Annotated in this window: 14 protein-coding genes and 1 tRNA gene; 11 read left to right on the top strand and 4 right to left on the bottom strand. The window is 71.2% G+C overall.

Annotated elements, in window-relative coordinates:
* The first annotated feature begins 3 nt into the window (after positions 1–3).
* From lgt to pyk, 4 genes are all read left to right on the top strand, one after another.
* Complete coding sequence (lgt, locus tag M8316_RS19365; RefSeq protein WP_250057418.1) at positions 4–981, top strand: prolipoprotein diacylglyceryl transferase; 978 nt, start codon at positions 4–6, stop codon at positions 979–981.
* Between the two features lie 211 nt (positions 982–1,192).
* Positions 1,193–5,749 (top strand): glutamate synthase large subunit, encoded by a 4,557-nt coding sequence (gene gltB / locus M8316_RS19360; protein WP_250057416.1) that lies wholly within the window; start codon positions 1,193–1,195, stop codon positions 5,747–5,749.
* Positions 5,750–5,815: 66 nt separating this feature from the next.
* Positions 5,816–7,282: a glutamate synthase subunit beta gene (locus M8316_RS19355; protein ID WP_250057414.1), complete on the top strand. Its 1,467-nt coding sequence runs from the start codon at positions 5,816–5,818 to the stop codon at positions 7,280–7,282.
* Positions 7,283–7,499: 217 nt separating this feature from the next.
* Positions 7,500–8,960 carry a pyruvate kinase gene (gene pyk / locus M8316_RS19350; protein WP_250057412.1) on the top strand — a complete coding sequence of 487 codons (1,461 nt, stop codon included), beginning with the start codon at positions 7,500–7,502 and terminating at the stop codon, positions 8,958–8,960.
* A gap of 151 nt (positions 8,961–9,111) precedes the next feature.
* On the opposite strand, the gene M8316_RS19345 is transcribed toward pyk, so the two are convergent.
* Positions 9,112–9,184: transfer RNA gene (locus tag M8316_RS19345), tRNA-Leu, on the bottom strand.
* 89 nt (positions 9,185–9,273) lie between these two features.
* Between M8316_RS19345 and M8316_RS19340 the strand changes: the two genes are divergently transcribed.
* The 5 genes from M8316_RS19340 (at position 9,274) to M8316_RS19320 (ending at position 14,533) form a co-directional block, all read left to right on the top strand.
* Positions 9,274–9,891, top strand: coding sequence for an ANTAR domain-containing response regulator (locus M8316_RS19340; protein ID WP_308196058.1), 618 nt, complete (start codon positions 9,274–9,276; stop codon positions 9,889–9,891).
* Between the two features lie 347 nt (positions 9,892–10,238).
* Positions 10,239–11,600 carry a branched-chain amino acid ABC transporter permease gene (locus M8316_RS19335; protein ID WP_250057410.1) on the top strand — a complete coding sequence of 454 codons (1,362 nt, stop codon included), beginning with the start codon at positions 10,239–10,241 and terminating at the stop codon, positions 11,598–11,600.
* A 14-nt stretch (positions 11,601–11,614) separates the two neighbouring features.
* Positions 11,615–12,814, top strand: a complete 1,200-nt coding sequence (locus tag M8316_RS19330) for a branched-chain amino acid ABC transporter permease (RefSeq protein ID WP_250057408.1) — start codon at positions 11,615–11,617, stop codon at positions 12,812–12,814.
* Positions 12,807–13,775, top strand: coding sequence for an ABC transporter ATP-binding protein (locus M8316_RS19325; RefSeq protein ID WP_250057406.1), 969 nt, complete (start codon positions 12,807–12,809; stop codon positions 13,773–13,775). Before M8316_RS19330 ends, M8316_RS19325 begins: the two co-directional genes overlap by 8 nt.
* Positions 13,772–14,533 carry an ABC transporter ATP-binding protein gene (locus M8316_RS19320; RefSeq protein ID WP_250057404.1) on the top strand — a complete coding sequence of 254 codons (762 nt, stop codon included), beginning with the start codon at positions 13,772–13,774 and terminating at the stop codon, positions 14,531–14,533. The genes M8316_RS19325 and M8316_RS19320 overlap by 4 nt, the downstream gene beginning before the upstream one ends.
* A 591-nt stretch (positions 14,534–15,124) precedes the next feature.
* On the opposite strand, the gene M8316_RS19315 is transcribed toward M8316_RS19320, so the two are convergent.
* The gene (locus tag M8316_RS19315) at positions 15,125–16,486 is read right to left on the bottom strand and encodes an ABC transporter substrate-binding protein (protein WP_250057402.1); all 1,362 of its coding nucleotides are present in this window, start codon (positions 16,484–16,486) and stop codon (positions 15,125–15,127) included.
* 132 nt (positions 16,487–16,618) lie between these two features.
* Entirely contained in the window at positions 16,619–17,365 is a 747-nt protein-coding gene (locus tag M8316_RS19310; protein ID WP_250057400.1) for a DUF554 domain-containing protein, read from the bottom strand.
* Positions 17,366–17,511: 146 nt separating this feature from the next.
* Here M8316_RS19310 and M8316_RS19305 point away from each other — a divergent pair, with 146 nt between their 5' ends.
* Entirely contained in the window at positions 17,512–18,153 is a 642-nt protein-coding gene (locus M8316_RS19305; RefSeq protein ID WP_250057398.1) for a GNAT family N-acetyltransferase, read from the top strand.
* Between the two features lie 36 nt (positions 18,154–18,189).
* Here M8316_RS19305 and M8316_RS19300 read toward each other — a convergent pair whose 3' ends face one another.
* Positions 18,190–18,675 carry a hotdog fold thioesterase gene (locus tag M8316_RS19300; RefSeq protein ID WP_250057396.1) on the bottom strand — a complete coding sequence of 162 codons (486 nt, stop codon included), beginning with the start codon at positions 18,673–18,675 and terminating at the stop codon, positions 18,190–18,192.
* 83 nt (positions 18,676–18,758) lie between these two features.
* Here M8316_RS19300 and polA point away from each other — a divergent pair, with 83 nt between their 5' ends.
* Positions 18,759–21,461, top strand: a complete 2,703-nt coding sequence (polA, locus tag M8316_RS19295; RefSeq protein WP_250057394.1) for a DNA polymerase I — start codon at positions 18,759–18,761, stop codon at positions 21,459–21,461.
* Positions 21,462–21,475 lie beyond the last annotated feature (14 nt).

The raw sequence follows: 21,475 nt of genomic DNA, 5'->3' as shown, positions 1-21,475 counted from the left end.
GGCGTGCTGCCCCAGCTGGCCGTGCTGGCCATCCCCAGCCCGTCCGAGGGCGTCTGGTACCTCGGCCCCGTGCCGATCCGCGCCTACGCGCTGTGCATCATCGCGGGCATCGTGGCCGCCGTCTGGATCGGCGAGCGCCGCTGGGCCGCCCGCGGTGGACGCGTCGGCGACATCCAGGACCTCGCCCTGTGGGCGGTGCCGTTCGGCCTGGTCGGCGCGCGGCTCTACCACGTGGTCACCGAGTGGGACCGCTACTTCGGCCCCGGTGGCAGCCCGTGGGAGGCCCTCTACGTCTGGCGCGGTGGCCTCGGCATCTGGGGCGGCATCGCCCTGGGCGCGGTGGGCATCGCGATCGGCGCGCGGCTCAAGGGCCTGCGCATCCTGCCGCTGCTCGACGCCATCGCCCCGGGCGTACTGATCGCCCAGGCCATGGGCCGCTGGGGCAACTACTTCAACCAGGAGCTGTACGGGCGCCCGACCACGCTGCCGTGGGGCCTGGAGATCGACCCGGACCGCGACAGCGTGCGCGCCCAGTACCCCGCGGACACGCTCTTCCACCCCACCTTCCTCTACGAGTCGCTGTGGGCGCTGGGGGCGTTCTTCCTGGTGATCTGGCTGGACCGACGCTTCCGCCTCGGTCACGGCCGGGTGCTGGCCGCCTACGTGATGGCCTACACCGCCGGCCGCGCCTGGATCGAGAACCTGCGGATCGACTCCGTGGAGCTCTCCGACGTCGGTGGCCTGCGCTGGAACGTGTGGCTCTCGCTGGCGATGTTCGTGCTCGCGGCCGTCTACTTCGTCGTCTCGGCGCGCCTGCGTCCGGGCCGTGAGACCGACGTCCTCACCGCCCGCGGCCACGCGCTGCGCGACGAGCCGGTGGAGCCTGACGAGCCTGTCGAGCCCGGGGCCGAGGTGAACCCGGAGGAGGCCCCGGACGAGGACCCGGACGAGGCTCCCGCCGAACCCCGCCCCGACGCCTGAGCCGGTCTCAACCGGCGGTCACCGTGTCCGCGGTGCGGGACTCCGCGAAACCCGGTGGTAATCTTCTAGCGCGCGAGGGCCAACGTCGTCCCCGGCAGTCATGACTGGTCACGACCAGTTCCAGCACCACCCGCCAGCAGCCGGTTCGACCCCTCGCTCGTCGACGAGCGTGAGGGGCTGCCCGGTGCCGACGACGACGGGAGAACACCCGGTGCCCTACCAGCACGCATTCCCGCCGAAGCAGGGCCTCTACGACCCGAGTCACGAGCACGACGCGTGCGGCGTGGCCTTCGTGGCGACCCTGACCGGCGAGGCCAGCCACAGCATCGTCGCGCAGGCGCTCACCGCCCTGCGCAACCTCGAGCACCGCGGAGCCGCGGGCGCGGAGCCCAACTCGGGCGACGGCGCCGGCATCCTCATGCAGGTGCCGGACGCGTTCTTCCGGGACGTGGCCCCCGAGGCCGGCTTCGACCTGCCCGCCGCGGGCACGTACGCGGTCGGCACGGCCTTCATCCCCGGGGACGAGGCCGCCGTGGCCGCCACCGCGGCCCGGATCGAGGCGATCGCCGCCGAGGAGGGCCTCAGCGTCCTCGGCTGGCGCGACGTCCCGACGGACCCGTCCATCCTGGGCGCCACCGCCCTCGGCGTCATGCCGACCTTCCGCCAGCTCTTCGTCGCGGGCGCCGAGGCGCTCACCGGCATGCCGCTCGAGCGTCAGGCCTTCTGCCTGCGCAAGCGGGCCGAGCGCGAGACCGACGTGTACTTCCCGTCGCTGTCGAGCCGCACCATCGCCTACAAGGGCATGCTGACGACCGACCAGCTGGACAACTTCTTCCCCGACCTGGTCGACGAGCGCGTCGCCTCCGCCATGGCGGTCGTGCACTCGCGCTTCTCCACCAACACCTTCCCGAGCTGGCCGCTCTCGCACCCGTTCCGCTTCATCGCGCACAACGGCGAGATCAACACGGTCAAGGGCAACCGGAACTGGATGCGCGCCCGCGAGGCCCTCCTGGAGTCCGACGTCATCCCCGGGGACCTGTCGCGCCTGTACCCCATCTGCACCCCCGAGGCCTCGGACTCCGCGTCCTTCGACGAGGTCCTCGAGCTGCTGCACATGGGCGGCCGGTCCCTGCCGCACGCCGTGCTGATGATGATCCCGGAGGCCTGGGAGAACCACGGCGAGATGGACGAGGCGCGCCGCGCCTTCTACCAGTTCCACGCCGCGATGATGGAGCCCTGGGACGGCCCGGCCTCGGTGGTCTTCACCGACGGCCACCAGATCGGCGCGGTCCTGGACCGCAACGGTCTGCGCCCCTCGCGCTACTGGGTCACCGACGACGGTCTCGTCGTCATGGCCTCCGAGGTCGGCGTGCTCGACCTCGACCCCGCCAGCATCGTCCGCAAGGGCCGCCTCCAGCCGGGCCGCATGTTCCTCATCGACACCGAGGAGCACCGGATCATCGAGGACGAGGAGGTCAAGGCCGGCCTCGCCGCCGAGCACCCCTACTCCGAGTGGCTGCACGCCGGGCTCGTCCACCTCGACGACGTCCCCGACCGCGAGCACGTGATCCACACCCACGCCTCGGTCACCCGTCGCCAGCAGGTCTTCGGCTACACCGAGGAGGAGCTCCGCGTCCTCCTCACCCCGATGGCCAACACCGGCGCCGAGCCGATCGGCTCCATGGGCACCGACACGCCGATCGCGGCGCTCTCGGAGAAGCCGCGGCTGATCTTCGACTACTTCAGCCAGCTGTTCGCGCAGGTCACCAACCCGCCGCTGGACGCCATCCGCGAGGAGCTCGTCACCTCGCTCAACGGCTCCATCGGCCCGGAGTCGAACCTGCTCGACCCGACGCCGGCCTCCTGCCGTCAGATCGTGCTGCCCTTCCCGGTCATCTCCAACGACGACCTGGCGAAGATCCGGCACATCAACAACGACGGCGACATGCCGGGCTTCATCACGCACGTCTCCCGCGGCCTCTACGACGTCGAGGGCGGCGGTGCGGCGATGGCCGCCCGCATCGAGGAGATCTTCGGCGAGTGCGACCGCGCCATCGAGCGCGGCGCCCGCGTCATCCTCCTCTCGGACCGCCACTCCACCGCCGAGCAGGCGCCGATCCCGTCGCTGCTGCTCACCGCCGCCGTGCACCACCACCTGGTGCGCCAGAAGACCCGCACCCAGGTGGGCCTGCTGGTCGAGGCCGGCGACGTGCGCGAGGTGCACCACGTGGCGCTGCTGGTCGGCTTCGGCGCGGCCGCGGTGAACCCGTACCTGGCGATGGAGTCCGTCGAGGACCTCGCCCGCGAGGGGTACTACGTCAAGACCGAGCCCGAGGTCGCGGTCAAGAACCTCGTCAAGGCGCTCGGCAAGGGCGTCCTGAAGGTCATGAGCAAGATGGGTGTCTCGACGGTCGCCTCCTACACGGGTGCGCAGATCTTCGAGTGCATCGGCCTCTCCCAGGAGACGGTCGACACCTACTTCACCGGCACCACCTCCAAGCTCGGCGGCATCGGCATCGACGTCATCGCCGAGGAGGTCGCCCGTCGGCACCGCACCGCCTACCCGCGCGGCGGCATCCAGCCCGCCCACCGCGAGCTGGCGACCGGTGGCGAGTACCAGTGGCGCCGCGACGGCGAGCCGCACCTGTTCGACCCGGAGACGGTCTTCCGCCTCCAGCACTCGACGCGCGCCGGCCGCTACGACGTCTTCAAGCAGTACACCTCGCGCGTGGACGAGCAGTCCGAGCGCCTGATGACGCTGCGAGGCCTGTTCTCGTTCAAGTCCGCCGAGGAGCTCGGCCGGACCCCGGTCCCGATCGACGAGGTCGAGCCGGTCGAGTCCATCGTCAAGCGCTTCTCCACCGGCGCCATGTCCTACGGCTCCATCTCGATGGAGGCCCACGAGACCCTGGCGATCGCCATGAACCGGCTCGGCGCCAAGTCGAACACCGGTGAGGGCGGCGAGGACCCCGAGCGCCTCTACGACCCCGAGCGCCGCTCGGCGATCAAGCAGGTCGCCTCGGGCCGCTTCGGCGTCACCTCGGAGTACCTGACCAACGCCGACGACATCCAGATCAAGATGGCGCAGGGCGCGAAGCCCGGCGAGGGCGGGCAGCTGCCCGGCCACAAGGTGTACCCGTGGGTGGCCAAGACCCGGCACTCGACGCCGGGCGTGGGCCTCATCAGCCCGCCGCCGCACCACGACATCTACTCCATCGAGGACCTGGCGCAGCTGATCCACGACCTCAAGAACGCCAACCCCGCGGCCCGCATCCACGTGAAGCTGGTCTCCGAGGTGGGCGTCGGCACGGTCGCCACGGGCGTCTCCAAGGCGCACGCGGACGTCGTCCTGGTCTCCGGGCACGACGGCGGCACGGGCGCGTCCCCGCTGACCTCCCTCAAGCACGCCGGCGGTCCCTGGGAGCTCGGCCTGGCCGAGACCCAGCAGACCCTGCTGCTCAACGGCCTGCGTGACCGGATCGTCGTGCAGACCGACGGCCAGCTCAAGACCGGTCGCGACGTCGTCATCGCCGCCCTGCTGGGCGCCGAGGAGTTCGGCTTCGCCACCGCCCCGCTGGTCGTCTCCGGCTGCATCATGATGCGCGTGTGCCACCTGGACACCTGCCCGGTGGGCGTGGCCACGCAGAACCCGGTCCTGCGCGAGCGCTTCTCGGGCAAGCCCGAGTTCGTCGTGAACTTCTTCGAGTACATCGCCCAGGAGGTGCGCGAGTACCTGGCGCAGCTGGGCTTCCGCTCGATCGAGGAGGCCGTGGGCCAGGTCGCCGCCATCGACACGCAGAAGGCCGTGGACCACTGGAAGGCCGACGGGCTCGACCTGTCGCCCATCCTGCACGCCCCGGACACCTCGGCGTTCCCGGAGCAGGACCTGCGCTGCACCAAGAGCCAGGACCACGGTCTGGAGAAGAGCCTCGACGTCACCGAGCTCGTGCCGCTGGCCCAGCCGGCGCTCGAGAACGGCGAGCCGGTGCGCGCCCAGCTGCCGATCCGCAACGTCAACCGCACGGTGGGCACCATCCTCGGCCACGAGGTCACCAAGCGGTACCGCGGCGAGGGCCTGCCCGACGGCACCATCGACATCACCTTCACCGGGTCCGCCGGCCAGTCGTTCGGCGCCTTCGTCCCGCGGGGCATCACCCTGCGTCTCGAGGGCGACGGCAACGACTACGTGGGCAAGGGCCTGTCCGGTGGCCGGATCGTGATCCGCCCCGACCGGGCGGCCACCTTCCGCTCCCACGAGCACATCATCGCGGGCAACACGCTGGCCTACGGCGCGACCACCGGCCAGATCCTGGTCCGTGGTGGCGTCGGCGAGCGCTGCTGCGTGCGCAACTCGGGTGCCTGGGTCGTCACCGAGGGCGTGGGCGACCACGCCGCCGAGTACATGACCGGCGGACGCCTGGCGGTGCTCGGCAAGACCGGCCGCAACTTCGGCGCCGGCATGTCGGGCGGCATCGCCTGGGTCCTGGACCTCAAGCCCTTCCGGGTCAACACCGAGCTCGTCGAGCTGGGTGCCGTCGAGGGCCAGGCCGCCGTCGAGCTCGAGCAGATGGTGCGTGCCCACTTCGAGGAGACCGGCTCCGAGGTCGCCGAGCAGCTGCTCGCCGACTGGCCGGCCGCCCTCACGCGCTTCACCGAGATCATGCCGCGGGACTACCGCATCGTGCTCGAGGCGAAGGCGAAGGCCGAGGCCGACGGCCTCGACGAGAACCAGACCGCTCACGCGATGATGGAGGCCCTCCATGGCTGACCGCGTGACTTCCACCTTCCCGTGCGCGGTGCGCACGGCCGGCACCACGACGGAGGGCTGAGCACGATGGCTGACCCCAAGGGATTCCTCAAGGAGGGGCGTGCCGTCGCAGGACGCCGCCCCGTCGAGGAGCGCGTCAACGACTGGGACGAGGTCTACCCCGACGGCATCGGTCGCGCGCTGCTGCCGATCATCACGCCGCAGGCGAGCCGCTGCATGGACTGCGGCATCCCGTTCTGCCACCAGGGCTGCCCGCTGGGCAACATCATCCCGGAGTGGAACGACCTGGTGTACCGCGGTGACTGGGCCGACGCGATCGAGCGCCTGCACGCGACCAACAACTTCCCGGAGTTCACCGGTCGCCTCTGCCCCGCGCCCTGCGAGACCGCCTGCGTCCTGGGCATCAACCAGGACCCGGTGACCATCAAGAACGTCGAGGTCTCGATCATCGACAAGGCGTGGGAGTCCGGCTACGTGACCCCGCAGCCGCCGGAGTGGCTCTCGGGCCGCACCGTCGCGGTCGTGGGCTCCGGCCCCGCCGGCCTCGCCGCCGCCCAGCAGCTCACCCGCGCCGGTCACACGGTCGCGGTCTACGAGCGGGCGGACGCCGTCGGTGGCCTCCTGCGCTACGGCATCCCCGAGTTCAAGATGGAGAAGAAGCACCTCGACCGGCGCCTGGAGCAGATGCGTCGCGAGGGCACCGTCTTCCGCACGGGCGTGGACGTCGGCGGCGAGCTGACGGGGGAGAAGCTGGCCGAGCGGTACGACGCCGTCGTCCTGGCCATCGGCTCCACCGTGCCGCGCGACCTCGGGGCCCCGGGCCGCGAGCTGAACGGCATCCACCAGGCGATGGAGTTCCTGCCGCAGGCCAACCGCACCGCGGTCGGCCAGAGCGTCGAGGGGCAGATCACCGCCACCGACAAGCACGTCGTCATCATCGGCGGCGGTGACACCGGCGCCGACTGCCTCGGCACCTCGATCCGTCAGGGCGCCGCGTCGATCACGCAGCTGGAGATCATGCCGCAGCCCGGCGAGGACCGGCCCGCGGGCCAGCCGTGGCCGACCTACCCGATGATCTACCGCGTCTCCTCGGCCCACGAGGAGGGCGGCGAGCGCGTCTACTCGGCCTCCACCAAGGAGTTCGTGGGCGACGGCAACGGCAACGTCAAGGGCCTGCGCATCGTCGAGGTCGTCTTCGAGGGCGGCAAGCTCACCGAGGTCGAGGGCACCGAGCGCGAGATCCCGGCCGACCTGGTGCTCTTCGCCATGGGCTTCACCGGCCCGCAGAAGCAGGGCCTGGTCGAGCAGCTGGGCGTGGACCTGGACGAGCGCGGCAACGTCAAGCGCGGGGCGGACTACCAGTCCTCCAAGCCCGGCGTCTTCGTGGCCGGCGACGCCGGCCGCGGCCAGTCGCTCATCGTCTGGGCGATCGCGGAGGGCCGCGCAGCTGCCTCCCACGTGGACGCCTACCTCACCGGCTCGACGGCGCTGCCCGCGCCGATCAAGCCGACGGACCGTCCGCTGATGGCCTGAGCGCCCCGGCGCTCCTGCAGCACCCGGAGCCGGGTCGACCCTCGTGGTCGGCCCGGCTCCGACCTTTTCCCGTCGTCCGGCCGACCCTCCTCGCACGCCTTCCCCGGGCCACCCGCGTGGTGACTTATCTGACAAGTTGCGCCTGGGAAGGTGAAATGTGGCCGTCCAGGGGGCGGCCGGTGGCTGGAACGATCCAAGGGGCCGGTACTCTGAGCGGGTGCGAAGAGCCAAGATCGTCTGCACCCTGGGTCCCGCTGTCGGCACCCCCCGCCGCATCCGTGAGCTCGTGTACGCCGGGATGGATGTCGCCCGGCTGAACATGAGTCACGGGTCTCACGAGGAGCACGCGGAGCGTTACCACCACGTCCGCGCCGCCTCGGACGACTCCGGGAAGGCGGTCGCCGTGCTGGCGGACCTCCAGGGCCCGAAGATCCGTCTGGAGACCTTCGCGGACGGGCCCGTCCAGCTGCGCCGTGGCATGGAGTGGACCATCACCACCCGCGACGTGCCCGGTGACGCCGAGTCCTGCGGCACCACCTACAAGGGCCTGCCCGGTGACGTGAAGGTCGGCGACCCGATCCTCATCGACGACGGCAAGGTCCGCCTGCGTGCCATCGAGGTCACCGACACCGACGTGCGCTGCGAGGTGCTGGTCGGCGGCAAGGTGAGCGACCACAAGGGCATCAACCTGCCCGGCGTGGCCGTCTCGGTGCCGGCGATGAGCGAGAAGGACATCGAGGACCTGCGCTTCGCGCTGCACCTCGGGGTCGACTTCATCGCCCTCTCGTTCGTGCGTGACGCCAAGGACGCGCAGGACGTGCGCAAGGTGATGGACGAGGAGGGCATCCGCCTCCCGATCATCGCCAAGATCGAGAAGCCGCAGGCCATCGACAACCTCGACGAGGTCATCCGCGCGTTCGACGGCTTCATGGTCGCCCGTGGCGACCTGGCGGTGGAGTGCCCGCTGGAGGACGTGCCGTTCCTGCAGAAGCAGATCGTGGAGAAGGCGCGGCTCAACGCCAAGCCGGTCATCGTGGCCACGCAGATGCTGGAGTCCATGATCTCCTCCCCGTCCCCGACGCGTGCGGAGGCCTCCGACGTGGCCAACGCCGTGCTCGACGGCGCCGACGCGGTGATGCTCTCGGGCGAGACCAGCGTGGGCGACTACCCGATCCACACCGTGGAGACCATGGCGCGGATCGTGGAGACCACCGAGCGTCGCGCGCTCTCCGACGAGCACTTCGGGTTCGCCGACATCAAGTGGGCGCCGCGGACGAAGTCGGGCGTCATCGCCAAGGCCGCGGGCGACGTGGCCGCCGGCGTGGGCGCGTCCTACCTGGTGGCGTTCACGACCACCGGCGACACCGCCCGTCGGATGTCGCGCCTGCGTGGTGCGCCGCCGGTGCTGGCGTTCAGCCCGGAGTCCCGGGTGCGGTCGCGCCTGGCCCTGAGCTGGGGCGTGGAGACCTTCCTGACCGACGAGGCCGAGCACACCGACCAGATGGTGCGCCAGGTCGACGAGGCGCTGCTCAAGATCGGCCGCGTCGAGGAGGGTGACCTCGTCGTCATCGTCGCCGGTGCGCCCCCGGGCATCCCCGGGTCCACCAACGCGCTGCGCGTGCACCGGATCGGCGACGCCATCAACCGCGTCACCCCCGCCTACGAGCCGCAGGCCTGACGCACCGCGTCCGGCACCCGCACGAGGGCCGTCCCACCACCGGTGGGGCGGCCCTCGTGCCGTCGAGGCCTGCTCCTGTCGGCCAGGAGTCCTCATGCGGGCCTGCTGCGGGCCTGGGGAGGTCGTGGTGAGGTCCGGCTGAGGGCCGACGTGCCCCGGGTGGGATTCGAACCCACACTGGCGGTGGTTTGAGCACCGTGTCTCTGCCGTTGGACTACCGGGGCGCGGCCAGGGGAGAGGCTACCGGGGCCACGACACGTGACGTCGCTCGCCCCGGCCGTCGTCCGGGCCGCTCGTGGCCTAACCTTGCGCCGTGAGCAACGCAGCCACGGGCAGCCAGCCCTCCCCCCGGACCGTCGTCATCGCCGAGGACGAGGTCCTCATCCGCATGGACCTCGCCGAGATGCTGGGGGAGGAGGGCTACGAGGTCGTCGGTCAGGCCGGCGACGGCCAGCGCGCCATCGAGCTCGCCACCGAGCTGCGGCCCGACCTGGTGATCGTGGACGTGAAGATGCCCGTGCTCGACGGCATCGCCGCGGCCGAGGAGATCGCCGGCAAGCGGATCGCGCCCGTCATCGTCCTCACCGCCTTCAGCCAGCGCGACCTGGTCGAGCGGGCCCGCGACGCCGGCGCGATGGCCTACCTGGTCAAGCCCTTCTCCCAGACCGACCTCGTGCCCGCCATCGAGATGGCGGTGACGCGGTTCGCCGAGGTCCAGATGCTCGAGAGCGAGGTCGCCGACCTCACCGAGCGCCTGGAGACCCGCAAGGTCGTGGACCGGGCCAAGGGCGCGCTGCAGGCCCAGATGGGTCTCTCCGAGGCCGAGGCCTTCCGGTGGATACAGAAGACCGCCATGGACCTGCGCCTCTCGATGCGTCAGGTCGCCGACGGCGTGCTCACCCACGGCCCCGGCATCGCCGAGAGCTCCTGAACCACGCGCGACAGCACGACAGGGCGGCCCCGTACGGGGCCGCCCTGTCGTGCGTCCGGAGGCCGTCCGGAGGCCGTCCGGGGACGGTCGGGGGTAGGTCCGGGGGCAGGCCGGGCACGGTCCGGGCACCGTCGGGGTGCTGCCGGTCACGGGCGTGCCCGACCGCTGGTCACGGACAGGGACGTCTGGGTCTCAACCCGGGAACGGCGGGGTAAAGCCGCCGTTTCGAGGGCGACCCGCAGCGGTGCGGTGTGGTTGGGTTGGCAAGTTCCGGGCCTATGATCACGGCCCTGGCGAACGCGTACGAGCAGGTGCTCGAGCACGCTCGAAGAAGGAGAACCACCTTGGTGTCCACCACACCGACCTGGGCGCGGCCCCGGGCCAGGGGAGTCACGGGGCTGATGGCCCTGCTCTCCCTGCTGGCCGGCCTGCTGCTCCTCGCGGCCCCCGGGGCGTCCGCGAGCACGACCTCGACCTTCTGCCTCCCGCAGGCAGACGTCTCCGGCTGCATCAGCGGCACCGTCGGCAACCGCACGAACCCCATCGAGGGTGCGGACGTCACGCTGCTCGACTCCAACGAGGCCGAGGTCGACTCGGTCACCACCGGGGCCGACGGCAAGTTCAGCTTCTCGGTCGACACGGCCGGCACGTACTACGTCGCCGTGGACCCGGAGTCGCTGCCGGAGGACCAGGAGATCATCCCGGCCGCCGAGCGGTTCCAGGGGCCCGACGGCAGCCTCCTCGTGGAGGTCACGCTCGGCCAGACCACGGTCCCGGCGCTCGAGGTCCGGTCGGTGGACTACGAGGCCGGCGGCGCCGGCTTCGGCACCCAGATCGTGCAGAGCCTCGCGCAGGGCCTTCGCCTGGGCCTCCTGCTCGCCCTGGCCTCGATCGGCCTCTCGCTCATCTACGGCACCACGGGCCTCTCGAACTTCGCCCACGCCGAGCAGGTGACCCTGGGCGGCATGCTCGGCTACCTGTTCTGCAACGTGCTGGGCCTCAACCTGTGGATCGGCATCGTGGTCGTCACGGCCGTCTGCGCCGGCTCCGGCTACCTGCAGGACCGGGTGCTCTGGCAGCCCCTGCGGCGCCGCGGGCTCGGCCTCACGCAGCTGATGATCGTGACCATCGGCCTCTCGCTGGCCGCGCAGTACACGTTCCAGTTCTTCGTGGGTGCCTCCACCCAGAAGGTGGTCGTGGAGTCCTTCTCGGGCTTCACCCTCGGGCCGATCTCGCTGACCTGGATGTCCGTCATCGCGATGATCATCTCGCTGGTCGTCATCGGCATCGTCGGCTACGTGCTGCTCTTCACGCGCGTCGGCCAGGCCACGCGCGCGGTCTCGGACAACCCGGCCCTCGCGGCCGCGTCCGGCATCGACGTGGACAAGATCATCCGCGGCGTCTGGACGGCGGCCGCCGGCCTCGCCGGCCTGGGTGGCGTCCTCTACGCGCTCGTGGTCTCCAACGGCATCCGCTGGGACACCGGCATGCAGATCCTGCTGCTGCTGTTCGCGGCCGTGACCCTCGGCGGTCTCGGCACCGCGTTCGGCGCCTTCATCGGTGCGATCATCATCGGCCTCGTCGTCGAGCTCGCCGGGCCGCTGGGCGCGCCGGGTGACCTGAAGTACGCGGTCGCGCTCATCATCCTGATCCTCCTGCTCCTCGTGCGGCCCCAGGGTCTGCTCGGGCGCGCTTCGCGGGTCGGCTGAGAAGGAGAACCACCATGGATCAGATCCTCTCCATCCTCTCGGCCTCCGTGGAGGAGGCCATCGCCCCCACGACGGCGGGCCTCGTCATCGCCGTCATCGGCCTGAACATCCACTTCGGCTTCACCGGCCTCATGAACATCGGCCAGGCCGGGTTCATGCTGCTCGGCGCCTACGGCATGGCCATCTCGATCACGCAGGGCCTGGGCATGTTCCTGGCCGTCGTGGTCGGCCTGCTGGTCGCGATCGTCTTCGCCTTCATCCTCGGCGCTCCGACGCTGAAGCTACGAGGCGACTACCTGGCGATCGTCACGATCTCAGCCGCGGAGATCATCAGGTACGTCGGACGACTCGCGGCGCTCGAGCCGTGGACCGGCGGCTCCCAGGGCATCTTCGGCAAGGACTTCCAGCCGGCCTTCATCGAGCTCTCGTTCTTCGGCAAGGGCAGCTTCGAGCTGCTCCCGGTCAACTACGACAGCCTCGGTCTCGGCACCGCCGGCCGCGTCCTGGCCCTCGTCGTGCTGGTGCTCGTCGCCGTCGCGCTCGTGATGCTCGTGCTCTCGATGCGCACCGGCAAGGGTCGCTTCGCCGGCCTGGCCGCCAACCGCACGGTCGCGAAGGTCGTGGTCGTCGCCCTGGCGCTGCTCACCTTCGTCCTGGTCTTCTTCGTCTTCCCGGTCAGCTACGGCCGCACCGGCACCAACGGCTGGTGGGTCCGGGCCGTCGCCTGGTTCTTCGTCGCGGTCAGCCTGCTGATCACCTGGCTCCTGGTGCGCAGCCCCTGGGGCCGCGCCCTCAAGGGCGTGCGCGAGGACGAGGAGGCCATGCGCTCGCTGGGCAAGAACGTCTACGTCATCAAGATGCAGGCGCTCATCATCGGCGGCATGTTCGGCGCGTTCGGCGGCATGGTCTACGTGATCAGCCAGTCCGTGCAGGCCGACGCCATGGGCCGCCAGCTCACGTTCTTCGCCTACACCGCCCTGCTCCTCGGCGGCGCGGCGGCGATCTTCGGGCCGGTGCTCGGCACGACGCTGTTCTTCGCGGCACGCATCCTGATCCGCGGCCTCGCGAACGCCTACATCCCGAACTCGATCATGAGCGGCCAGCAGACCGAGCAGTTCAGCTACATCGTCGTCGGCGTGGGCCTGATGCTGCTGGTGATCTTCAGGCCGCAGGGAATTCTCGGCAACAAGAGGGAGCTCCGGTTCAATGTCTGAGACCACCATCGGCAACCTGGCGGACCCGGCCGCGCGCAAGGCCCTCACCGACGGCCTCGAGCGCACCCCCGGCTCCGCCAAGCCCGACCCGATCCTCAAGGTCGACACGATCGTCCGTCAGTTCGGCGGCGTCACCGCGGTGAACGTGGACCACCTCGAGGTGCAGAAGGGCCTGATCACCGCGCTGATCGGCCCGAACGGTGCCGGCAAGACCACGTTCTTCAACCTGATCACCGGCTTCGACCGGCCGACCTCGGCCGGCAACGGCGCCCACTGGGCGTTCGACGGTGCCACCCTGGACAAGACCTCCGCCTCGTCCGTGGCCAAGTCGGGCATGATCCGCACCTTCCAGCTCACCAAGTCCCTGAACCGCATGACGGTGATGGACAACATGATGCTAGGCGCGCAGGACCAGTCCGGCGAGCGGCTGTGGAACTCCTGGCTGAAGCCGATCTGGTCGAAGCAGGAGAAGGAGATCGAGGAGAAGGCGCTGAACCTCCTCGACCGGTTCAAGCTCCTGGCCAAGAAGGACGACTACGCGGGCTCGCTCTCCGGCGGCCAGCGCAAGCTCCTGGAGATGGCACGGGCCCTGATGACGGACCCGAAGATGATCATGCTCGACGAGCCGATGGCCGGTGTGAACCCGGCGCTGACGCAGTCGCTGCTGGGCCACATCCAGTCGCTGCGCGACGAGGGCATGACCGTGCTCTTCGTCGAGCACGACATGCACGTGGTGCGGCACATCTCCGACTGGGTCGTGGTCATGGCCGAGGGCCAGGTCGTGGCGGAGGGCCCGGCCGACACCGTGATGTCGGACCCCGCCGTGGTCGACGCCTACCTGGGCGCCCACCACGACACCGACCTGGGCGACGACTCCCTCCTGGAGGACGGCGACCCCATGGAGCAGCAGATCGAGGCCGAGGTCGAGGCCGAGGAGAAGGCCGAGGAGGGCAAGGCATGAGCGACGGCAAGCCGCTGATCGAGGTCAGCAACGTCACCGCCGGGTACCTCCCCGGCGTCAACATCCTCAACGGGTGCAGCCTCACCGCGCACCAGGGCGAGATCATCGGGATCATCGGCCCCAACGGTGCGGGCAAGTCCACGCTGCTCAAGGCGATGTTCGGCCTCGTGAAGATCCACGAGGGCACCGTCACCCTGGGCGGCAAGGACATCACCAACATGCGCACCAACAAGCTGGTGGAGATGGGTGTCGGGTTCGTCCCGCAGACCAACAACGTCTTCCCCTCGCTGTCGGTGGAGGAGAACCTGCGCATGGGCCTGTTCCTGCGGCCCAAGAAGCTGCGGGCGCGCCTGGACGCCATGTACGACCTGTTCCCCAACCTGCACGAGCGCAAGGACCGGTCCGCCGGTGCGCTCTCCGGTGGTGAGCGTCAGTCGCTGGCGATGGCCCGTGCACTGATGATGGAGCCGTCCGTGCTGCTGCTCGACGAGCCCTCCGCGGGTCTCTCGCCGGTGCGTCAGGACGAGACCTTCATCCGCACCCGCAAGATCAACAAGACCGGTGTGTCGGTCGTGATGGTCGAGCAGAACGCACGCCGCTGCCTGCAGATCTGCGACCGCGGCTACGTGCTGGACCAGGGCAAGGACGCCTACACCGGCGCCGGCCGCGAGCTCGCCGACGACCCGCGCGTCATCGAGCTCTACCTCGGCACCCTGGCCGCCGACGTGGACGCCGAGCGCGAGGACCTGCAGCACTGAGCGCCTGATCCACCCCGCGCCACCCGCAGGGGCCGCACCGTTCTCGGTGCGGCCCCTGCGGCATTCCGGAAGGCCCCCGGCCCGATCGTCATGCCGCCGGACGTCATGCCGCCGGACGTCATACCGCCGGACGTCATACCTCTGAGGGGGACTGCGTCCGCTCCGCATGACGTCCGGGTGGGGACGGGCCAGGGGAGCGGCGGTGGCGCAGCAACCGTCCTGTCGCGCGAGACGGTGGCTCGCGCACCGCTGGTCGCCGCCGGGACTGCTGGTGGCGACGGGGACGTCATACCTCTGAGGGGGACTGCGTCCGTTCCGCATGACGTCCGGGTGGGGACGGGCCAGGGGAGCGGCGGTGGCGCAGCAACCGTCCTGTCGCGCGAGACGGTGGCTCGCGCACCGCCGGTGGCCGCATGGACGCTGGTGGCGACGGCGACGTCATGCGTCTGAGGGGGACTGCGTCCGTTCCGCATGACGTCCGGAGCATCGTCGGGTCGCGGCCTCCGGACAGCACAGGACCCCCGGACCGAGCGGTCCGGGGGTCCTGCGGTGGAGCGTCAGCTGGTCTCGCCAGCCGTCAGGGGGTCGAGGTCACTCGGCCTTGGCGCCCTGGACGGTGGTGGTGAGGACCGGCGAGTTGTCGGCGTCGAACTGGTAGATGCCGACGTAGGCCGACGACGGGTCGTTCTCGTCGTCGATCGGGCCGATGCCGGACGGGCCGGTGTAGTGGATCTCGTCACCCTCGTCGAGCAGCGCGATGCAGTCGGCGTAGGTCGAGCACTCGGTGCCGTCGGTGGCGCCGGACACGGCGGCGAAGTTCGCCTGGACCGTGGCCGAGTCGGTCGCGCCGCCCTTGTAGGCGGCCAGCGCGGCCAGGATGGTGGCGTCGTAGGACTCGGCACCGTAGGAGTAGTCGGACAGCGTCTCGCCGTTGGCGGAGTCGTACCAACCGCTCAGGCGGTCCTTGAAGTCCTGCGAGGCGTCCGCACCGGGGATGGTGCCCTGGGCGCCCTCGAGCGTGCCGGCCTCGAAGTCGGCCGAGTAGTCGGCCGTGTTGCCGTCGGTGAAGTACGTGGCCGACATGTCCCAGCCCTGGGAGACGAGCTCGGGCACGATGGCCTTGGTCTCGTCGAAGGCGAGGACGACGATCGCGTCCGGGTTGGAGTTGATCGCGGCGGAGACCTCGGAGGAGAACGTGGTCTGGCCGGCCGGGAACTCGTCGCCGTCGCCGGTGCAGCCGTAGGTGCACGCACCGCCGGCGGACTCGACGGTCTGCTGGACGACGTCACGCAGGCCGGTGCCGTAGGTGTCCGAGAACACCACGAACGCGACGTTGGAGAAGCCGTCGGAGGCGATCAGGTTGCCCAGCGCGTTGCCCTGGATGCCGTCCGGCGGGGCGGTGCGGAAGTAGAAGTCCGAGTAGCCGGACAGGTCCACCGCGGTGTTCGCGGGGGAGACCTGGGTGATCTTGGCGTCGGTGAGGGCGTCGACGAAGTTCAGCGAGACGCTGGACGACGCGGCACCCACGACCACGGACGCGCCGCTGCGGATCAGCTGACGGGCCGAGGCGGTGGAGACCGACATGTCGGTGGAGTCACCGGAGTCGAGGATCTGGGTGCAGGCCGGGGAGCCGTTGACGCCGCCGGCGGCGTTGATGTCGCTCACGGCGAGGCCCACGCCCGCGATCTCCGGCGGGCCGAGGAACGCGAGGTTACCGGTCAGCGGCAGGATGCCGCCCGCCTTGAAGGTGTCGTCCACCGAGTCGCCGTTGGCGCACTCGTCGTTGGTGAACGTGTCGCTGGCAGCGGAGCTGGACTCGGTCGCCGAGGCCGAGGTCTCGGTGTCGCTGGCGCTGGTGTCGTCGCTCTCGGAACCGCAGGCGGTCAGGGCGAGGCCCAGTGCCGCGGTGCCGGCCATGACCTTCAGCCAGCTCGAGGTGGTGGTTCGCTTCACGCGGTGAACCTTTCTTGTCCGTGATGTGCGCGGGGAGCCCGGACCAGGGGGTACGTGCTCACAGCGGGATCACCGTAGAACCCTGAACGGTTCCCAAACCTGCGAGAGCCGTGTCGTTGCACAATCGTGACGTCACTGCATCCAGGCGACGACCTGCACGAGCACGGGAGCCACGAGGACGGCCGGCAGCAGGTCGGCGACGGCCACCTCCCGCACGCGCAGCAGCCGGAGCGCGACCCCCACCAGCAGGACGCCGCCGACCGCGGTGACCGCGGCGAGGTGCGCCTCCGGCAGCACGCCGCCGACCCCGACCCCGACCAGGGTGAGGGCGCCCTGGAGGACGACCACGGTCAGCACGCTGGCCGCCACGCCCCAGCCGAAGGAGGCGGCGAACGCGATCGCGGCGAAGCCGTCCAGGGCAGCCTTCAGGTACAGCTGGTCGGCGCCGTTGCCCAGCCCGTCGTTGAGGGAGCCGAGGATGGTCAGGGGTCCGGTGCAGAACACCAGGGACGAGACGACGAACCCCTCCACGAAGCGGCGCCGGGCCTCGCCGGCCTCGCCCCGGGTCAGGCGGGCCTGCACCCAGCCGCCGAGCTGCTCGACGCGCTGCTCCAGCCGCAGGAGCGAGCCGACGATCCCGCCCAGGAGCACCGACCCGAGCACGATCAGCATCGGCGCCGCCGTCCCGACGAGCGCCGCGAGGTCGGGGGAGAGCACCTCCATCGCCGAGGTGCCCGCGATCAGGAGCGTGACCAGGCCGAGACCGTCGGTGACCAGGTCGCGCGTGCGCTCCGGCAGCCGGTGCCCGAGCGCGACGCCGAGACCGGCGCCCACGAGGACGGTCACGGCGTTGACGAGCGTGCCGGTGCCGGGGATCACGGGTGCCTCCTCCGCGTGCCCGACGGGTCCGGTCTCTCCGGTGCCGGGGCGCGCCGGGGGACAGTATTCTGAGGCCGCCCCGGACGTCCGAGGCGACCCCCGGTCCCCGGGACGACGGGCCGGCACCGGCCGAGCAGGAGGCACCCATGACGCGGAGCGAGGTCTCGCTGCGGGACGCCGTGGTCGAGGACGCCCTGTTCCTGGCCGAGGTGTGGGCCGGCGGGCTGGCCCGCGGCGACGTCGCCGACCAGGTGGCTCACCTGGAGGTGCTGGTCAAGACCGTCACGCAGACCCCGGTCGAGCGACTGGTCGTCGCCGAGGTCGCCGGTGAGCCCGCGGGGGCGGTGCTCCTGCGCGTCGCGCCGGTCAGCCCGATCAACCCCGACCTGGTGGTGCAGGCGGTCGCGCTGCAGGTGCTCGTCCGCTTCCGGCGCACCGGCGTGGGTCGCCGCCTCCTGGCCGCGGCCGCCGACTTCGCCGACGCCCACGGGGTCGCGAGCGTGGTGACGGCCGCGGCTGCCACGTCGCGGGAGGGCAACCGCTTCATGGCTCGGCTGGGCCTGGCGCCGGCCGCGGTCGTGCGGGGGGCTCCCGCCCACCAGCTGCGGGCGAAGATCGACGCGCAGGAGCCCGAGCGCCGACGGGGCCGTGCCGAGCTGCGGGCCCAGGCGCTGGTCGCGCGACGGAACCGGCAGCGGCGTGCCGCCGAGCGCCAGTCGGGCACGGGGTCGGGCACGGGGTCGGGCTCGGAGCCGGGCTCGGGCTCGATCGCGGGCCCGGAGGCCTGACCCGGCCTGACCCGGCCTGACCCCGGCCCGGGGCGGTCAGCGACCCACGCGCTCGCGGGGGAGCACCGCGCAGGTGATCCGGGCGGTGCAGGTGCGCCGCCCCGCCTCGTCCGTGAGGGCGACCTCCCAGACGCTGCTCGTGCGCCCGACGTGGGCGGCGGTGGCGGTGCCGGTGACCACCCCGGAGGTGACGGGGCGGTGGTGGGTGGCGTTGATGTCGACGCCCACCGCGACGCCCTCGGGCCACGCGGCCAGGCCCGCGGCGACGGAGCCGACGGTCTCGGCCAGGACGACGGAGGCGCCGCCGTGCAGCAGGCCGAAGGGCTGCGTGTTGCCCTCCACCGGCATGGTGGCCACGACCCGCTCGCGCGAGACCTCGGTGAGCCGGACGCCCATCTTGCGGTTGAGGGCGCCGTCGGCGTCGGGCAGCTCGGCGAGGAAGGCCCGGACGTCGTCGGGCAGGTCGTCGGCGAGGCCGCCGGGCAGGTCGGCGGAGCTGGCGGGGGACCCGGGGGTGCTCATGGGCCCAACCTAGCCGCGGACGCCCGGGCAGCCGGGCCCCCGCGGGTGGCGGAGGTGTCGGTGCTCGTGACTAGAGTCGCTGCGTGCCCGAGACGACCACCGCCACCGACCGCCCGAGGCTCCTGCTGCTCGACGGCCACTCCCTGGCCTACCGCGCGTTCTTCGCCCTCCCCGTGGAGAACTTCTCCACCAGCACGGGCCAGCACACGAACGCCGTCTACGGGTTCACCTCGATGCTCATCAACGTGCTGCGCGACGAGCAGCCCACGCACGTGGGCGTCGCCTTCGACGTCTCCCGCACGACGTTCCGCACGGCCGAGTACAGCGAGTACAAGGCCACGCGGCAGAAGACGCGCCCGGAGTTCTCCTCCCAGCTGCCGCTGATCGAGGAGGTGCTGGAGGCGCTGCACATCCCGTTCCTGAAGAAGGACGGGTACGAGGCCGACGACATCATCGCCACGCTGACCACGCGCGCGCTGGAGGAGACGGACATGGAGGTCCTGATCCTCACCGGCGACCGCGACTCCCTCCAGCTGGTCACCGAGCGCTCCACGGTGCTCTACCCGATGCGCGGCGTCTCGGACCTGGCGCGGATGACGCCCGCGGCCGTCGAGGAGAAGTACAAGGTCCCGCCGCAGCGCTACCCCGAGCTCGCGGCGATCGTGGGGGAGACCTCCGACAACCTGCCCGGCGTGCCCGGGGTCGGCCAGGGCTTCGCGGCCAAGTGGATCAACACCTACGACGGTCTCGACAACGTCATCGCCAACGCCGACAAGATCGCCGGCAAGAAGGGCGAGGCGTTCCGCGAGCACCTCGGCGACGTCATCCGCAACCGCCGGCTCAACGCGCTCGTGCGCGACCTGCCGCTGGAGAAGGGCCCGGACGACCTGGGCCTGCGCGCCTGGGACCGCCAGGCCGTGCACACGCTCTTCGACGGCCTGGAGTTCCGCGTCCTGCGGGACCGACTGTTCGAGACCCTCTCCAGCGAGGAGGAGGTGGACGGCTCCGGCTTCGAGGTCGAGGGACGACGGCTCGGCGAGGGCGAGGTCGCCGGCTGGCTCGAGGAGCACGCGAGCGACGTGGTCGGGCTGGTCGTGGGCGGCTCCTGGAAGGCCGGCACCGGGGAGGTGCACTCCCTCGCGCTCGCCTCGGCCACCGGCGAGGCCGCCTGGCTCGACGCCGCTGCCGTCACCCCCGAGGACGACGCCGCGGTCGCCGCCTGGCTCGCCGACCCGGCACGCCCCAAGGTGCTGCACGACGCGAAGGGGCCGATGCACGCGCTGACGGCCCGCGGCTGGCCGCTGGCCGGCCTGCAGAGCGACACCGCGCTCGCCGCCTACCTGGTGCGCCCCGACCAGCGCTCCTACGACCTGGCCGACCTCGTGCTGCGCTACCTCAAGCGCGAGCTGACCGCCGGCACGGCCGACTCCGGCCAGCTCTCGCTCGACGCGCTGGCCGAGGACGACGCCGACGACGCGGCCGCGACCACCGCGATGCTGCACGCGCGCGCGGTGCTCGACCTGGCCGAGGCCCTGGACGGCGAGGTGGCCTCGCACGGCGGCGAGGAGCTGCTGCGCGACATGGAGCTGCCGCTGGTGCACCTGCTCGGGCGTCTGGAGGAGACGGGCATCAGCGTCGACGTCGAGCACCTCGAGGGGCTGGAGGAGCACTTCGCCACCGAGGTCCGCGCCGCGGCGGACGAGGCCTACGCGGTGATCGGCAAGGAGATCAACCTCGGCTCGCCCAAGCAGCTGCAGGTGGTGCTCTTCGACGAGCTCGACATGCCCAAGACCAAGCGCACCAAGACGGGGTACACCACCGACGCGGACGCCCTGCAGAGCCTCTACGTCAAGACCGAGCACCCGTTCCTGCTGCACCTGCTGCGGCACCGCGACGTGATCCGGCTGCGACAGACGATCGAGGGCCTGCTCAAGACCGTGCAGCCCGACGGGCGCATCCACACCACGTTCAACCAGACGATCGCCGCGACCGGCCGTCTCTCCAGCACCGAGCCGAACCTGCAGAACATCCCGATCCGCACCGAGGAGGGCCGCCGCATCCGCGAGGCCTTCGTCGTGGGCGAGGGCTACGAGTCGCTGATGACCGCCGACTACAGCCAGATCGAGATGCGGATCATGGCGCACCTGTCCGAGGACGCGCTGCTGACCGAGGCCTTCCGCTCCGGCCAGGACTTCCACTCCATCACCGCCGCGCGGGTGTTCGGCGTCGACGCCGCCGACGTGGGGGTTGAGCAGCGCGCCAAGATCAAGGCGATGAACTACGGGCTCGCCTACGGTCTCTCCGCGTTCGGCCTCTCCCAGCAGCTCGGCATCGAGCCGGTCGAGGCGCGTGGCCTCATGGACGAGTACTTCGAGACCTTCGGCGGGGTGCGCGACTACCTGGCCGGGGTCGTGGACGAGGCCCGGCGCACCGGGTTCACCGAGACCATCCGCGGCCGGCGTCGCTACCTGCCGGACCTCACCAGCGACAACCGCCAGCGCCGCGAGATGGCCGAGCGGATGGCGCTGAACGCCCCGATCCAGGGCTCGGCCGCCGACCTGATCAAGATCGCGATGCTCGACGTCCAGGCCGCGCTGGAGTCCGAGGGGCTGACCTCCCGCCTGCTCCTCCAGGTGCACGACGAGCTCGTGCTCGAGGTGGCGCCCGGCGAGGCCGAGGCGCTGGAGCAGCTCGTCCGCGACCGGATGGGCGGCGCCGCCGACCTCACCGTGCCGCTCGACGTCTCCGTGGGCACGGGCCGGTCCTGGCACGACGCGGCGCACTGAGCCGCGGGCCGCGG

Origin of the sequence: Nocardioides bruguierae, from assembly GCF_023554635.1 — a bacterium.
GTDB lineage: Bacteria > Actinomycetota > Actinomycetes > Propionibacteriales > Nocardioidaceae > Nocardioides > Nocardioides bruguierae.
This window is presented reverse-complemented; position numbering and strand designations above follow the sequence as displayed.